The organism is Kribbella soli (genome assembly GCF_004331345.1).
Classification (GTDB): domain Bacteria; phylum Actinomycetota; class Actinomycetes; order Propionibacteriales; family Kribbellaceae; genus Kribbella; species Kribbella soli.
Map to the genome: position 1 here is coordinate 269,081 of NZ_SJJZ01000001.1, position 15,632 is coordinate 284,712.

Annotated in this window: 13 protein-coding genes; 4 read left to right on the plus strand and 9 right to left on the minus strand. The window is 68.2% G+C overall.

Going from position 1 to position 15,632, the window contains the following annotated elements; all coding sequences use genetic code 11:
* Positions 1-589: 589 nt before the first annotated feature.
* Entirely contained in the window at positions 590-1,270 is a 681-nt protein-coding gene (locus E0H45_RS01335; RefSeq protein ID WP_202872167.1) for a DUF2064 domain-containing protein, read from the minus strand.
* Positions 1,267-1,671, minus strand: coding sequence for a winged helix-turn-helix transcriptional regulator (locus E0H45_RS01340; protein WP_131334433.1), 405 nt, complete (start codon positions 1,669-1,671; stop codon positions 1,267-1,269). Before E0H45_RS01340 ends, E0H45_RS01335 begins: the two co-directional genes overlap by 4 nt.
* Positions 1,672-1,775: 104 nt before the next feature.
* On the opposite strand from E0H45_RS01340, the gene E0H45_RS01345 reads away from it, so the two are divergent.
* Positions 1,776-2,699 (plus strand): NADP-dependent oxidoreductase, encoded by a 924-nt coding sequence (locus E0H45_RS01345; RefSeq protein ID WP_131334434.1) that lies wholly within the window; start codon positions 1,776-1,778, stop codon positions 2,697-2,699.
* 3 nt (positions 2,700-2,702) lie between these two features.
* Here the strand turns inward: E0H45_RS01345 and E0H45_RS01350 are convergent, their stop codons facing one another.
* From E0H45_RS01350 to E0H45_RS01360, 3 genes are read right to left on the minus strand one after another with little or no spacing between them, the layout of a single operon-like run.
* Positions 2,703-4,469, minus strand: coding sequence for a helix-turn-helix domain-containing protein (locus E0H45_RS01350; protein WP_131334435.1), 1,767 nt, complete (start codon positions 4,467-4,469; stop codon positions 2,703-2,705).
* A gap of 4 nt (positions 4,470-4,473) precedes the next feature.
* A complete protein-coding gene (locus tag E0H45_RS01355) occupies positions 4,474-5,781 on the minus strand; it encodes an MFS transporter (RefSeq protein WP_131334436.1) in 1,308 nt (435 codons plus the stop codon).
* Between the two features lie 16 nt (positions 5,782-5,797).
* A complete protein-coding gene (locus tag E0H45_RS01360; protein ID WP_131334437.1) occupies positions 5,798-6,526 on the minus strand; it encodes a 3-hydroxybutyrate dehydrogenase in 729 nt (242 codons plus the stop codon).
* Positions 6,527-6,672: 146 nt separating this feature from the next.
* Between E0H45_RS01360 and E0H45_RS01365 the strand changes: the two genes are divergently transcribed.
* Positions 6,673-8,928 (plus strand): FdhF/YdeP family oxidoreductase, encoded by a 2,256-nt coding sequence (locus E0H45_RS01365; RefSeq protein WP_131334438.1) that lies wholly within the window; start codon positions 6,673-6,675, stop codon positions 8,926-8,928.
* On the opposite strand, the gene E0H45_RS01370 is transcribed toward E0H45_RS01365, so the two are convergent.
* Positions 8,897-10,066, minus strand: a complete 1,170-nt coding sequence (locus E0H45_RS01370; RefSeq protein ID WP_131334439.1) for an MFS transporter — start codon at positions 10,064-10,066, stop codon at positions 8,897-8,899. The two genes, E0H45_RS01365 and E0H45_RS01370, sit on opposite strands and share 32 nt — an antisense overlap.
* A 67-nt stretch (positions 10,067-10,133) precedes the next feature.
* Between E0H45_RS01370 and E0H45_RS01375 the strand changes: the two genes are divergently transcribed.
* Positions 10,134-10,727, plus strand: a complete 594-nt coding sequence (locus E0H45_RS01375; protein WP_131334440.1) for a CGNR zinc finger domain-containing protein — start codon at positions 10,134-10,136, stop codon at positions 10,725-10,727.
* Between the two features lie 182 nt (positions 10,728-10,909).
* Here the strand turns inward: E0H45_RS01375 and E0H45_RS01380 are convergent, their stop codons facing one another.
* The 3 genes from E0H45_RS01380 to E0H45_RS01390 all read right to left on the minus strand — a co-directional run bounded on the left by E0H45_RS01380 (position 10,910) and on the right by E0H45_RS01390 (position 14,799).
* A complete protein-coding gene (locus E0H45_RS01380; RefSeq protein WP_131334441.1) occupies positions 10,910-11,224 on the minus strand; it encodes a hypothetical protein in 315 nt (104 codons plus the stop codon).
* A 149-nt stretch (positions 11,225-11,373) separates the two neighbouring features.
* Positions 11,374-13,578, minus strand: a complete 2,205-nt coding sequence (locus tag E0H45_RS01385; RefSeq protein ID WP_131334442.1) for an MMPL family transporter — start codon at positions 13,576-13,578, stop codon at positions 11,374-11,376.
* Positions 13,579-14,262: 684 nt separating this feature from the next.
* Positions 14,263-14,799 carry a M48 family metallopeptidase gene (locus tag E0H45_RS01390; protein ID WP_131334443.1) on the minus strand — a complete coding sequence of 179 codons (537 nt, stop codon included), beginning with the start codon at positions 14,797-14,799 and terminating at the stop codon, positions 14,263-14,265.
* Between the two features lie 523 nt (positions 14,800-15,322).
* On the opposite strand from E0H45_RS01390, the gene E0H45_RS42290 reads away from it, so the two are divergent.
* Positions 15,323-15,481, plus strand: coding sequence for a DUF5679 domain-containing protein (locus tag E0H45_RS42290; RefSeq protein ID WP_012922897.1), 159 nt, complete (start codon positions 15,323-15,325; stop codon positions 15,479-15,481).
* Positions 15,482-15,632: the final 151 nt, after the last annotated feature.

A 15,632-nucleotide genomic window follows, 5' to 3' on the forward strand; every position in this document is an offset into this window, starting at 1 on the left:
CCTGCGATCCCTCGTACCTCACCCCCGTAAGCACCGCACCCCCGCGCCGTGCTCGCCGCTGACACTGCGTTTCCCGTCATCCCCGTACGTCCTTCGCCCCGCCGTGCCGCCCCCGTGGCGCGGTCGCCTGCTGGTGCAGGCGGTTTCGGCTGTCCGCGTGTGTTCCTCTGCCGTACGGCGGTTCCGGTAGCTCCCGTCGTACTGCCCCCGTGTTGTGATCACCTGCTGGTACAGCGGTTTCAGCCGTCCGCGTGTGTTCCACCGACGCGCTACGCCGAGCAGTGATCGACTACTGGCGTAGCGCTTCCAGGTACCCCCGTGTCTGTCCCTGGTTGTACTGCGTTCCCCGTGATTCCCCGTTGGTACAGCGTTCTCTTGCGTTCCCCGTGTCCCCGTGGTGCGGCCGGTGTGCGCAGTCCCCCGACTGCGGCACGCCCGTTGTGGTGCGATCCCCGTTGTGTGGCAGGCCCGAGCCGCATCCCCCCGGTGCGGTCGGGTTGTCGTCGGGTGCCGCCCCTGAACGGCATCGGCGATCGGTTGGAGCTTCCCCGTTGCATGGTGAACGAGCGGGTGGGGACAAGGTGACGGGTCAGGCGTGACGAAGTAGGGATCTTGTGGCATCCCAGCCTTCAAGGCCGGGATCCAGTCGCGCTAGGTCAGCGTTCGATCGCAGACGGTGCCAGCCGGGGCCGATCGCGACGGCGTGGCGGCGGGGTTTGCGGGCCTCGAGGAGTTCGAGCGGGGTGTCGAAGGTCGGGGCGAGTTCCACGACCCAGTCGGCGACGGGGAGCTTGACGCCGACCGCCGCCAGTGTGCCGTCCTCGGCAGGCGTGACGGCGACGTCGGCGTTGCTCAAGGCGCGGAACAGCTTGCCGATGAGCAGCCCGGGAAGGTCGGGTACGTCGTGCGACACGGCGACCACCGCGGCGGCGGGTCCGGCTAGTTCCACCGCATGCAGGACGGGTCGATCGGGATCGACGGCGTACGTCGGAGTGCCGGGCCAGGTCAGTGCGCGGACCTCGGTCACTGCATTCTCGTCGCCGGCGACCGCTGCCGCGACATCGACCCGGTCGAGCGCGGCGATGACTTCGTACGTGTCCTCCGCCATCGCCAACCGCCACGCGTCAGGGTTCCGGCCTGGCGGAGCCCAGGTCCCGGCGGCCGGCACGACAACCACCACAACCCGACGATCGGACCCGTCCGACTCCACAATCCGCCGGTCGGCGCTATCCGACACGACGCGGTCGTCGGGGCTGTTCGAGTTGGTCATGCGAGGGTGCTCGCGTCGTAGGTGGTGCGGGCGGTGGTTACTTCGGGCATGTGGGATTCGGCCCACGACTTGATGGCGGCGATGAGCGGCATAAGGGTGCGGCCCAGTGGCGTCAGGTCGTAGTCGACGCGGACGGGGACGGACGGGGTGACCGAGCGGGTCAGCAGACCGTCGCGTTCCAGTGAGCGGAGGGTCTGGGTCAGCATCTTCTGGCTGACGCCGGCGATGCGGCGGGACAGGTCGGAGTAGCGCTGCGGGCCATCCGCGAGGGCGGTCAGTACCAGCGTCACCCACTTGTCGCTGATGCGGTCGAGGAGTTGCCGCGCGGGACAGGTCGCGAGGAACGCGTCGTACTCGCGCGCTGCCTCTTCGCGGAGCTGGGATGCGGTGCGGGTCGGCATGGCTCTCCTCGTCGTGCGGTACGCACTCCGAAGTGCGTACTTCCCAAGAGAGAGTAGCTCTCCGAGAGTGGTGCAGATTCCAGACACCACGAGGAGAGAACGATATGCGCGCAGTTGTAGCCCGGCGTCTCGACGGGCCCGATGCGATCGAGTTGATCGAGACCGACGTACCTGAGCCGGCCGTGGGCCAGGTCCGGATCAAGGTCGCCGCGGCCGCGGTCAACCCGGTGGATGTGGCGGTGAGTACCGGGGTGCTGGTCGAGTTCGGCCTGACGGCGCCGCGAGAGCAGTTTGGTCTCGGCTGGGATGTGGCGGGCACGGTGGACGCGGTCGGCCCCGGCTCCCAGGCCCAGGTTGGTGACACCGTGATCGGGGTCGCGGACCTTCTCGCCCAGACGCTCAAGACGCACGCGGAGTACGTCGTACTGGACGCCGACGCAGTGGTGCGCGCACCGGAGGGCGTAGAGCTGACCAGAGCGTCCACGTTCGGACTCAACGGGCTGACTGCGCTACAAGCCGTCAAGGCGCTGCCGGGAGAGACCGTCCTCGTGACCGGGGCTGCCGGCGGTGTCGGCGGGTACGCCGTGGAGCTCGCCAAGCACGCCGGTCAAACGGTGATCGCCAGCGCAGCAGCACATGACGAGGAGCTCGTACGACGGCTTGGCGCGGACCACTTCGTCGATCGGAACGGGGACGTGGCGGCAGCGGTACGACGGATCGCGCCCGCTGGCGTGGATGGCGTTGTGGACGCCGCCGTCGTTGGAATCGCTGCACAGGAGGCAGTGCGCAACGGCGGCCGTCACGTCCACCTGCAGGGAGGTCCACGACCACCGCAGCTCCGTGGCATCACGGTGGAGCAACTGTTCGTCCACACCAACCGCGACGACCTGGAAGAGCTCAAGAGACTGGTCGAAGCAGGCGTCATCTCAACTCGAGTCGCCGAGACCTACCACCTGGACGAGGTGGCTAACGCGTACAAGCGCCTTGCCGCGGGAGGGGTCCGCGGCCGCCTCGTCCTGGTGCCGTGAAGATCAGCCGACGGCGGAATGGAGGCGGAGCGCCACCTGGACGTCCAGTGCGCGGTCCGGGGACTGCCAGCCGTCACCCAGCAAGGCGGTGATGCGGTCGAGTCGCTGCTGCACGGTGTTGGGGTGGATGTGGAGTGATGTGGCGGCCCGGGTCGGGCTCTGGCCGGCGGCGAAGTACGCCTGCAGCGTGCCGATGAGGTCGGTGCCTCGCTGCGTGTCATAGTCGAGGACCTTGCCGAGCACATGGTGCACGTGGGTGCGTACGTCGATCTCGGAGGCACCGACCAGGCCTGCCACACCCAGGTCGTCAGGTGTGGCAGATTCGCACAAGCGGCCCAGGCGGACCATGGTGGTGACCAGGCGAGACGCCTGTCGGTGTGCCTCGACCAAGGGCTCTCCCCACGTCGCGGGCCCTGTGACAGCGACCGTCACGCCCGTGCGCTTAGCCAGCTCGGACAGGTCGCGGGCGGTAGCCGCAGCGCTGGTACGAGCAAACAGCAACACCAGGTCCCCGCCGTACGGACCAGCCAGTACCAGTCTGTCTTCCAGTGGTGCGGACAGCCGAGCACGTACGGCGGTGTGGTCGCCACGGCACACTGCGACGACCAGACGATCGTGCCGATGGTTGGGCGCGAGCAACCGGAGTCGATCGGTCAGAGCGCGTGGATCGGCGCTTCCACTCAGTACGTCGGCCAGCAGGTCTGCCTGTGCACGTTGGGATTGCTCAGCGGCCTGTCGGCGGAACAGCAGGACCAGTGCGGTGACAACGGCTGCACGCTCGACGATGCGCTGGTCTGCGCCGGACAGGTCGTCCGCACCACCAATGACCAGTGCGCCGAGCCGTTCGCGCTTCGCGGTCGCTGCCACGACCCAGCAGTCACCGATGCGAGTCAATCGACCGGACTCGGACTCCTGCCACGGCACGGGCGTACCGGGGACGCTCCCGGCCGCTGCCAGCTCGTTGCCGCTGGCATCGACCAGTACGACCCACATGTCGAGCAGCTCGGCCAGTGCGGCGGCGATGGCGTCCACATCCCCGCCGGACAACACGATCTCTGCAAAACGGTCATGCGCGGCGGCTGCGTGCTCGACGCCTGCGTGTGCAGCAGACAGCTGGTCCAACGCCGCAGCAGTCTCGGCCGCCGCCCGTACCTGCACCAGAGTCACCGCGGCCAGTGTGGCCAGTGAACCGAGCAGCGACACCTCGTCACGACTGAACGGGCGTCGTGTCCGGTTGGACGCGAACAACACACCGACGAACGCTCCATCCACCACCAACGGCGTACCGCAGATCGCTACCAGCCCTTCCTCGCCGACCGCGTCGTCGATCGGAGTGGTGTGCCGAAAGCGCCGGTCCGACGGGTAGTCCGCGGTCCAGTACGGCTTGTAGGTCTCCGCGACCAGTCCGCCGAGTCCTGCACCGAGCGGCAATCGCAGCTGCTGGAACGCGGCAGAGACGGAGCCGTCGGTGGCCCGCATGTACGTGTCGCCACGGGTCTCGTCGTACAGAGTCAGGTACGCGACGTCAGTGCCGACGAGGGTGCGGGCGCGGTGGACGATGGTGTGCAGTACGCCGCCTGGGTCGCGGGCGGACGCCAGCTCGCGCGCTACGTCGACCAGTGCGGACAGCTCGGCCTCACGCTTCTTGCTGGCGTCCATGCCCGCCCGGATCCGCAGGGCGAGGTCGCGTGCCACCGCGTCCTCGCCCGCCGCCCGGGCCAGCTCGCTCCCGGACGCATCCTCGGCCAGCAGCCGCAGAAGCTCCTCCATGGTCCTACAGCGTAGTGAGGTCCCGGCGATGTGTTTCGGAGTACGACGTCACCGCGACGATCGAGATCACCGCACAGGCCGCGACGTACACAGCGATCGCGTACCCGGAGTCGTACGCCTTCAGCAGCGCGACCGCGATGAACGGCGCCAGACCGCCCGCGACGATCGATGCGAGCTGGTAGCCGACCGAGACACCTGAGTACCGCACCCGCGTCCCGAACAGCTCGGTGAAGAACGACGCCTGCGGTCCGTACATCGCACCGTGCAATACCAGACCGACTGTCACAGCGAGCGTCGCAAGTGCGAAGTTGCGCGTGTCCACCAGTGCGATGAACAGGAACCCCCAGACGCCGACACCGACCGCACCGATGAGGTACACGGGCTTCCGGCCGATGCGGTCGGACAGCGCGCCCCAGAGCGGAATGGCGAAGAAGTGCACGGCCGCGGCGATCAGTACGGCGTTCAGCGCGAACGACTTGCCCATGCCGAGGTGTTCCTTCGCGTACGTCGCGATCACGATGGTGAAGATGTAGTAGCTGACGTTCTCCGCCATCCGCGCACCCATCGCGGTCAGCACCTCACGTGGGTACCGCGTGAGCACCTCGAGAATCGGAAGCCTTTCCGCCGGCTCCTCCTGCGAACGAGCGCGCGCCTCCTGGAAGACAGGTGACTCCTCGATGCGCAGCCGGACCCACAGCCCCACCAGCACGAGTACTGCGGACAACAGGAACGGAATGCGCCAGCCCCACGAGTTGAAGGCCGCATCCGTCTGGAACGCAGCCAGCCCGGCCAGTACGCCGTTTGCGATCAGCTGGCCCGCCGGCGCACCGGCCTGCGGCCAGGACGCCCAGAAACCACGCCGTGCCGGATCACCATGCTCCGACACGATCAGTACCGCGCCTCCCCATTCACCACCCAGCGCGAACCCCTGTATGAGCCGAAGCACTGTCAGCAGGATGGGGGCGAGCGCACCGACCTGTGCGTACGTCGGCAGCAGACCGATCGCGAACGTGGCAACACCCATCATGAGCAGCGACAGCACCAGCAACTGCTTGCGGCCCAGCCGGTCGCCGAAGTGCCCGAACACCACGCCGCCGATCGGACGGGCGAAGAAACCGACCGCGAACGTGGCGAAGCTCAGCAGCGTTCCGGTGAGCTCCTCGCCTTTGGGGAAGAAGAGGTCGCCGAACACCACCGATGCGGCGACCCCGTACAGGAAGAAGTCATACCACTCGACCGTCGTACCGACGAGACTCGCGCCGACCACCCGGACGATCGACGAACGGGTACGCACTGGTTCTGTAGCTGTCATTGGGCGGACTCCTCAGTTAGTGGGCGGTCCAGCCGCCGTCGAGTACGAACGAGCTCCCCGTGATGGAGGCGGACGCGGGGCCGCACAGCACGGCTACCAGCTCTGCCACTTCGGCCGGTTCGATCAGCCGCTTCACCGCGACCGGCTCGAGCAGGACCTTGTCCAGCACCTCTGACTCGGACAGGCCGTGTGTCGCAGCCTGGTCCGCCAGTTGCGCGGTGACCAGCGGCGTCCGGACGTACGCCGGGTTCACGCAGTTGCTGGTCACCCCGTGCGCAGCACCCTCCAGTGCGACGACCTTGCTGAGTCCTTCCAGTCCGTGCTTCGCAGCGACGTACGCCGCCTTGAACGGGCTGGCGCGGAGCCCGTGGACCGAGCTGATGTTCACCACACGGCCCCAGCCGGCGCCGTACATGTGTGGGAGCGTCTGCCGGATCAGCCGGAACGGCGCCTCCAGCATCAGCCGGAGGATGTAGCTGAACCGCTCCGGCGGGAACTGCTCGACCGGTGCGACCTGCTGTACGCCGGCGTTGTTCACCAGGATGTCCACGTCCGTAGGGAGGTCGGACAGCCGCTCCAGGTCGGACAGATCGGCCACGACCGTCTCAACGCCGTCCAGCGCGTCCAGACCGGCCTGGTCGAAGTCGACGGCCACCACGTGGACACCGTCCGCGGCCAGGCGCTGGGCGCACGCGGCGCCGATACCGGACGCGGCACCGGTGACGAGGGCTCGACGGGTCTCCATGGCCGATGACTGTAGAAATCCGCGCCCCGGCGCACTATGGGATGCGGCCACACAACCCAACGCAGCCGCATGGCCCGACGAGCCACTTGTCCACAACCGTGGCTATCAAAGGAGCGCGCCACGATAGGTGGACCTATTGTTGAAACATGGTCGATATCGAACAGCCGAAGCAGAAGGCCGCCGGTGTGCCTGCTGTGCTGTCGTCGTTCAAGTTCGGTCTCCGCTCGATGGGGCCGGTGCGCACCGGCCGCACCTTCCTGAAGATGAACCAGGACCGCGGGTTCGACTGTCCGTCCTGCGCGTGGCCGGATCCGGAGCACAAGCACACCGCCGAGTTCTGTGAGAACGGCGCGAAGGCGGTGGCCTGGGAGGCGACCCGCAAGCGGGTGCCGCGGGCCTTCTTCGCCGAGAACTCGGTCGCGGACATCGACCGGATCTCCGAGTTCGACCTCGGCAAGCTCGGCCGGATCACCGAGCCGATGCTGCTGCGAGCGGGTGCCACGCACTACGAGCCGGTTGGCTGGGACGAGGCGTTCCAGGTCGTCGCCCGGCACCTGAAGGCCCTCGTCGACCCGAACGACGCCGTCTTCTACACCTCCGGCCGGACCAGCAACGAGGCCGCGTTCCTCTACCAGCTGTTCGTCCGCGCGTACGGCACCAACAACCTCCCCGACTGCTCGAACATGTGCCACGAGTCGTCCGGTACGGCGCTGTTGCGGGTGATCGGCAGCGGCAAGGGCGCGGTCACGCTGGAGATGCTCGAAGAGTCCGAGCTGATCGTCGTCGTCGGGCAGAACCCGGGCACCAACGCGCCGCGGATGCTCACCCACCTCGAGACCGCCAAGCGCAACGGCGCCTCGATCGTCGCGGTGAACCCGCTGCCCGAGCCGGGTCTGATGCGGTTCATGAACCCGCAGAAGCCGCGCGGCCTGGTCGGCAAGGGTACGCAGCTCGCCGACCAGCATCTGCGGATCCGGATCGGCGGCGACCAGGCCCTGTTCCTTGCCCTCGGCCACCTTCTGCTCGAGGCCGAGGCCGCGAACCCGGGCACCGTGCTGGACAAGTCGTTCGTCGAGTCGCACACCAGCGGGTTCGAGCTGTACGCCAAGCACAACACCGAGCTCGACTGGCCCGCGGTCGAGCAGGCCACCGGGCTGCGGCGGGCCGAGATCGAGGAGCTGGCGCAGCGCTTCATCAAGTCGAAGGCGACCGTGGTGTGCTGGGCGATGGGGCTGACCCAGCACCGCGAGGCGGTCGCAACGATCACCGAGATCGTCAACGTGCTGCTCCTGCAGGGCAACATCGGCAAGCCGGGCGCGGGCCCGTGCCCGGTGCGCGGTCACTCGAACGTCCAGGGCGACCGCAGCATGGGGATCTGGGAGAAGATGCCGGACACCTTCCTGGACCGGCTCGACCACGAGTTCTCGTTCACCTCTCCGCGCGCGCACGGCATCGACGCCGCGGAGACCGTAAAGCGGCTCCGCGACGGCGACGTACGGGTGTTCTTCGCGATGGGCGGCAACTTCGCCTCCGCGACGCCGGACACCGAGGTCGTGCATCGCGGGCTGCGGCAATGCGACCTGACGGTGCACGTGTCCACCAAGCTGAACCGGTCGCACACGATCACGGGCCGCGAGGCGCTGATCCTGCCGACACTCGGCCGGACCGATCACGATCACACCGCGGCGGGTCCGCAATCGGTGTCGGTCGAGGACTCGCAGGGCGCCGTACACCTGTCGAAGGGCAACCTGATTCCGCCGGCGCCGGAGCTGAAGTCCGAGATCGGGATCGTGTGCGGGCTGGCCCAGGCCGTCGTACCGGACGTCGGGCAGATTCCGTGGGCCGACTTCGCCGACGACTACAGCCTGATCCGGCAGCGGATCGGGCGGGTCGCGGACGGGTACGAGAACTTCGAGGAGCGGCTGCGGGACGGTGACGGCGGCTTCCTGCTCGCGCACGCGGCGCGGGACAAGCGCGAGTTCAAGACGTCCGACGCGCGAGCGCAGTTCACGGCGAACGAGCTGACCTGGTTGCCGACGGAGCCAGGCCGGTTGCTGCTGCAGACGTTGCGCAGCCACGACCAGTTCAACACCACGATCTACGGCCTCGAGGACCGGTACCGCGGCATCCACGGGACCCGCGAAGTCGTCTTCGTGCACCCGGACGACCTGGCCGAGCTTGGCCTGGAGGACGGCGGGTACGTCGACATCGTGAGCGAGTTCCGGGGCGTCGAAAGGCGGGCCTCGCACTTCCGGTTGGTCTCCTACCCGACGGCCCGCGGCTGCGTGGCGGCGTACTACCCCGAGACCAATGTGCTGATGTCGGCCGACGACCTCGCGAAGGGCAGCAACACCCCGGTCGCCAAGGGCCTCACGGTCCGGCTGGAGCCAGTCGCTTCCTGAACCACGGCTGGAGTGCCGCGAGCACGACGGCAGCTCCGGCGGTCGTGAGCCAAAGTCCTGCTGGGCCTGCAGACTTGAGCAGTTGGGTGACGGTGATCGGCGCGATCGTCGTGGCGATGCCCCAGCTCAGACCGAAGACGGCGAGGTAGCGGCCGCGGGCCTCGTCGGGCGCGAGGCCGGACGCCTGGGTCAGGTAGCGGGTCAGCAGGAACAACTCGCCGAGGCTCCACAGGACCGAGGCGAGCAGGAACACGCTGAGGCCGTGAGCGACCGCGCTGACCACCAGCCCAGCAGCGACAAGTAGGTAGCCGATCGCGATGGCCCGGAAGTCGTCGAGGTGCTGCACACGGAGCACGCGTTGGGCCACGATCAAGGTGACCGCGGACACCGCGAGGATGATGCCGGTGCCCGACTTCGGGAGGCCTTGTTCGAGCAGCGTCAGCGGTACGCCGATGATCAGCTGCATGTAGATGGTGGCGAAGACTGTGCCGCCCGCGAGAAGCAGTAGCAGTCGCCTGTCTCGCCAGACTGCCGCGGGGCGATCCGCCGGGCGTTCCCGGCGTACGTCGGCCGGAAGCGCGAGCGCGACCAGTGCGGCGCAGGACAGACAGGTGATCGCGTCGGCGACGAAGAGCCAGCGGAGGTCCCAGTGACTGATCGCGGCGGCGAGCAGACCTGCCAGTACGCCGGCCGCTGCCAGCGCCGCGCTGTACAAGCCGTAGGCGGCAGGGCGATCCTCGGGCTCGGTGACGTCGGCGATCATCGCCTGGCTGGGCGGCTCGTAGATCTCGAACGCGAGGCCGAGCAGGATCGTCGCGAGTACGGCGGACCACAGGACGTGGCTGAGCGCGATCCACAACTGGGCGACCGCACACCCCGCCAGACCGAGGACGATCGTACGGCGGCGCCCGAGGCGATCGGCCAGCTGACCACCGAGCAGCCGGGACGGGATCGTCGCGGCCCCGAAGACCGCGAGGATCAGGCCGACTTGTCCGAGCGAAGCCTTGAGCTCGACCGCGAGCACCACGCCCAGGAACGGAAGCGTGAACGCGCCGATCCGATTCACAGCGCGGGCGATGACCAAGATCCAGACGGTCCTGGAGAGCCCGCGCGCTGTCAGTGCCGAAACAGCACTCATCCTGACACCTCATGACTGTCTAAGTGGCTATGATCGGTCACGCAACCTGAGCCTACGGAGGTGGCGCGTGACTGGTCAAGTGTCTTTTGATAGTCATGCCCGGAATGTGCTGGCGGCGTCGGTCGAGTACGTGAACCGACTGACCCCCGGGTACTCCGGTGGTGTCCCGTACGACGCTCCCGCCGACGAACCGGACGCGATCAAGGCCGCCGTCGCCGAGGCGCTGACCGCGATCGGCCATCCGCCGAAGTCCGTTCCGGTCGACGACGCGCGGCGACTGAAGCTGCTCGCGGGCCGGATGCGGACCGTCTTCGAGGCCGCGAACGACGGCGATCTGGACACCGCCGCGGCGGAGATCAACGCGTTGCTGATCGACACGAACGCGCGCCCGCAGCTCGACCGCGGCAAGGACCGCCCGTGGAGCCTGCACTTCCACGGCCCCGACGAGCAGCTCGCGAACGGCTGGGCTGCCGGCTGCGCCGCCGGCCTCGCACTCGCCGTCGGCAGCGACCTGGCCGGCCGGCTAGGCGTCTGCGCAGCCCCCCAGTGCGACCGAGTCTTCGTCGACGTCTCCAAGAACGGTCAACGCCGCTTCTGCTCCCCCCAATGCCAAAGCCGCGTCAAAGCCGCCGCCCACCGAGCCCGCCAGGCTGCCACCTGACCGAACCGGGAATACGAAATGGCTACCCGGGACAAGCCATTACGTGTCCCCAGTCCCCGGCGGGTGTCCCGAGTCCGAGCCGGATCAGCGGCGGGTGAGGGTCGGGTTGGACGGGTCCTCGTTGTTCACGACCGACATCCTCCAACGACACCCTTGCCGCGGCCGAACGGTTTTCGGAACGGTCAGTCGCCGAGGAAGCGCAGTTCCGCCCCCGTGCCGCGGCCGCCTGCTTCGCACAGCTCGGTGAGCCTGTCCAGGAAGGGGCGAACACTCTCCCGAGCGTGAGGCATGAACCGCCGGATCTCGGCCGCCAGCGCGCCCAGCTCCTCGCGCTCGAACAGCACGTCCCCGTAGGCGTCGACCCGGCCGAGCATCGGAAACTCAGCTGTCCTTTCGTCAGTGGCGAGGGCGGCCTCGATGTCGTCCCACCATTGCTCAGCCCCATCGACCACGCGGCCGTCGATCCACAACTCGACCCTGACAGCCATCGCGATCAACCGCCCCTTCTCCAGCCAACTCCCCCAGAACGGCCAGCGGTTGGCCGCGACGTTCGGTGCTCAGGGGAGACATTAGACGTACAAACGCGGCCCACCCGGACTCAGAATCCGGGTGGGCCGCGGCGGTCGCCCCGCTGTCCGATCGTCCGTTAGCCGACCGGGGTTAGTTCGCGTTCTTCTTCCGGGGCGGGTGGGGTCGGGGTGGCGTGCTTGGCGGTGTTGCCGCGGAGCCACTTGGGGGCCCACCAGTTGGCGTCGCCGAGGAGGGTCATGATGCTGGGGAGTACGACGGCGCGGATGATCGTTGCGTCGATCAGGATTGCGACCGCGAGGCCGACGCCCAACTGCTTCATGTCCAGCGTGCTCAGGGTTGCGAAGACCGCGAACACGCCGATCATGACGGCTGCCGCGCTGGTCACCACGCCGGCCGACCCGGTGATGCCCTCGGCCACCGCCTGCTTCGTCGGGACGCCGCGCAGTACCGCCTCGCGGATCCGGCTGACCACGAACACGTGGTAGTCCATCGACAGCCCGAACAGCACCACGAAGAGGAACAGCGGCAGCCAACTGACGACAGCGCCGTTCGACCGGAAGTCCAGCAATCCTTCGGCCCAGGTGTTCTGGAAGACCGCGGTGACGACGCCGTACGCCGCACCCGCGCTCAGCAGGTTGAGCCCGATCGCCGTGATCGCGACCACCACCGACCGGAACGTCACCATCATCACGATCATCGTCAGCAGCAGCACGAACCCGATCACCAGCGGCAGCTTGTCCCGCGTGTGCGCCGCATAGTCGACGTCCGCGGCCACGAACCCGCCGACCGCGTACTCGACTCCCGGCACCTTGCCGACCGTCTCCGGCATCAGTTCCTTGCGCAGCTTGGTCAGCGAGTCCCGTGCTTGGTCGCTGCCGCCCTCGTACGGCGTGGCAACCTCGAGCGTCGCGACCGTGCCGTCCTTGGAGAACCGCGGCTCTTCGAGACCGTCCGACGCGAACAGGCTGTCGCCCTTGGTCCGCTCCATCAGCTCGGCCAGCGCCGCCTTCACCGCGGGCTGCTGGTTCGCAGGCGCCCGTACGGCGACCTCGTGGCTGGTACCCGTACTCGGGAAGGCCGCGGTCAGCCGGTCGTACGCCTTCATCACCGCGGTGTCACGCGGCAGGTCCTCGGTGCCCGGGAACTTCAGCGTCATCCCCAGCGCCGGCGACGCGACCGCGAGCAGCGCGGTGACGGCGACCAGCAGAGTGGCGATCGGGTGCTTCAGGGCCGGCTTGAGAGCCATCGGCCAGAACCGCGGCTCCTTGTTGCCGGCCGTCAGCCGCCAGACGAGCGGGATCCGCGGCTTGTCCACCCAACGACCGAGCTTCGCCAGCACGGCAGGCAGGACGGTCAGCGAACCGACGACGGCCACTGCGACAACCAGGATCGAGCCGACCGCGAAGGACGAGAACACCGCGTCACGAGCGAGGAACAAGCCGGCCATTGAGATGATGACCGCCGTACCCGACACGACGACCGCGTGACCCGAGGTCGCCGCGGCGATCTCGACCGCGTCGACGTGGCCGCGGCCCTTGGCGCGTTCCTCACGTTCGCGGCGCAGATAGAAGAGCGAGTAGTCGACGCCGACCGCCATACCGATCAGCAGGATCACGCTGTTGACCGCATCCACAGCCGGCACCAACTGCGAAGCCGCAGCCGACAAGCCGATCGCGGCAGCCACCGCGGACAGCGCGAGCACCAGCGGGACGGACGCGGCGATCAGAGCACCGAATGCGATCAAGAGGATCGCGAGCGTCACCGGCAGGCTGAAAATCTCCGCCCGTTTGAAGTCCTTGCCCAGCGTCTCGTTGAGCGCCTTGCCGATCGACAGTCCACCGACCTCTTCGATCCGCAGATCCGGATACTGCTGCTGGACCTTGGCGGTCGTGTCGAGCAGCGGCTGGACCCGGGCGTCGTCGTCCGAGCCGTCCGGCACGTCCTTCATCGTCACCCGGACGATCACCGCGTCGTTCTTCGGCGACGGCATCGGCTGACCCACCTCCGCGACCCCACCGAGGGCGCGCATCTGCTGGATCACCACCGCCGCCGCCTTGTTCGCCGCGGCATGGTCGAGCTGTCCGGACGGCGCCGTGATCAGCACGCTCTCGACGTCCGGGTCGTCGAAGTTGCCGGACTTGACGATGTTGTCCGCCCGGGTCACCTCACCGATGTCACCCTCGTTCTTCGACTCCTTCGTCCCGGTCACCTGCCCGAGCGCGAAACAGGCGATCACGACGACAACCCACATCGCGATCGCCCGCCACGGATGGGTCGCGCTCCAGCGCGCTGCCCGGACCGTGATCTGTCCCCTGGCCATACGTTCCCTGCCCCTCTGCGCACCCACCGGCGCCCCACCCAGCGCTCCCTGGCGTTGCGCTGGCTACGGGAAGAAGCCTGGCTGCCGCGGCCCGGTCGCGACCATGCAGGAAGCCCCCCAGGTCACCCTGAGGCAAACCCCACCCCACCCTTTCCCGTACGCCGTACGCACCCCGGCCCACCCCTCCACACCCGCCCCGACCGACCCACCTTGAGCCCCCACCAACCGCTTCCGCCCCCCGCAAACGGTTGGCCGGTGCCCAAAGTCGCGCGAACCGCCGGGCAGGCGGTGGGCGGGACGGCGCGGGGCGCCGTGGGAGTGGGGCGGTGGGAGTGGGGCGGCTGCCCGACTTTGTGCATGACGTCCGTACGCGGCTCGCCGATCCGCACGGACTGGGTGCACAAAGTCGAACGAACGCGCGGGCGCGGGTGGAGCCGGCCCGGGCAGTACGCCGTACGCGCCCGGCCGCCCTGCACCACGCCACCCCCGACTCCATCGCCCTGCTCCGCGCCACCCCCGACTCCACCGACTCCACCGCTCAACCTTGGGCCCCTACCAACCGTTTCCGGCGCGCGCAAATGGTTGGTAGAGGCCCAAAGTCGAAACGGCGGGCAGGCGGCGGGCGGAGGCGGGGTGGGTCGGGCCCAAGGTTGGGCGGCAGGCTTGGGGGTGGGGCGGGGTGGGTTAGAAGTCTTCGAGGTCGAGGGATGAGGCGGCGGAGACGCCCTCCAGGTAGCCCTCGGCGCGTTCGGATTTCGGGTAGCGGTGGACCAGGGCCCAGAAGGTGGCGTTGTGGGTCGGCTCGATCAGATGGGCGAGCTCGTGGACCAGGACGTAGTCGACGACCCAGGCCGGCATCGACTGCAGACGGGTCGACAACCGGATCGATCGGTCCGCCGGAGTGCACGATCCCCACCGTCTGTTTTGGTTCGAAACCCACCTCACCGACGCAGGTTCGGGCACTTCCGGGAGGTGGCGACACGCGAGATCGTGTGCTCTGGCCAACAATTTTTCGTCCGACACGCGCGATCGGCTGCGCTGCTTCTCGAGTCGCGCCAGCATGGTCTCGACCCAGCGCGCCTCCTCGGCGGCGGACAGCCGGTCGGGCATCAGCACGACCACCCGGTCGCCGTCCCGGTAGGCGCTGACCGTGCGCTTGCGGCGCTTGCTGCGGCGGATGTCCACGTGAGGCGGGATCGGGCGCAGTGGAGAGTCGGCCATGGCTCAAAAATGTACCCCCCGAATCCGACAACTTTCTTCGGTCCACATCCTGTGCATGGACGTTTCCGCAGGTCAGACGCCAGATCTTGAACCTGCCGACCCTGGTTGTTCACATCCTGTTCCCCCGCCCGTCCACAGTGTCCGGCGGCGCGTCCCACAGGTTGCTCACAGAGTTATCCACAGGGGTGGACAACGCGGGCTTGCCACCGCCGCCGGTACCTCCTAGCGTCATCGGCAACAGGCTCCCGGACCGCTACCGGGGCCGCTCGGAGGGGAAGCCGAGTGGTCACGGAGGCGGATCACCGGGAGCCTGTTCTGCGCCGGCGAAAGTTTCGGTAAGGGCTTTCCTCGGGGGAATCACGCGGCACGCGGACCAGCAGGTGCGCTTGAGCCTGCGCCAGGAGGCCGTAGGGTGAATCCCGACTGGGCCGAACGGCCTACGGCAGGACGGTCTGCCGTTAGCATCCAACGACTGCCCGGGGCGAGACCCCGGGCTGGAATTCAGAGCAAGGAGAGGGCCCTCATGGCAGAGACCTGGAGCGGCGAGTTTTACTGCGTCAAGTGCAAGGCCAAGCGCACCGCCGACGGCGAGGTCAAGGTCAACGACAAGGGCACGCGCATGGCGAAGGCCAAGTGCCCCGAGTGCGGTACGAACCTGAACCGGATCCTCGGCAAGGCCTGACGCACCAGCACCAAGTCGTAGAGGCGGTGTCCGGCACGTTGCGCGTGCCGGACACCGCCTCTCGTCGTCCTCGGAGTCGTACCCGGAGTCGTACCCGGACCGCGACACACAGCGACACACAGCGACACACTTGGGGCCCCACCGCCACCGG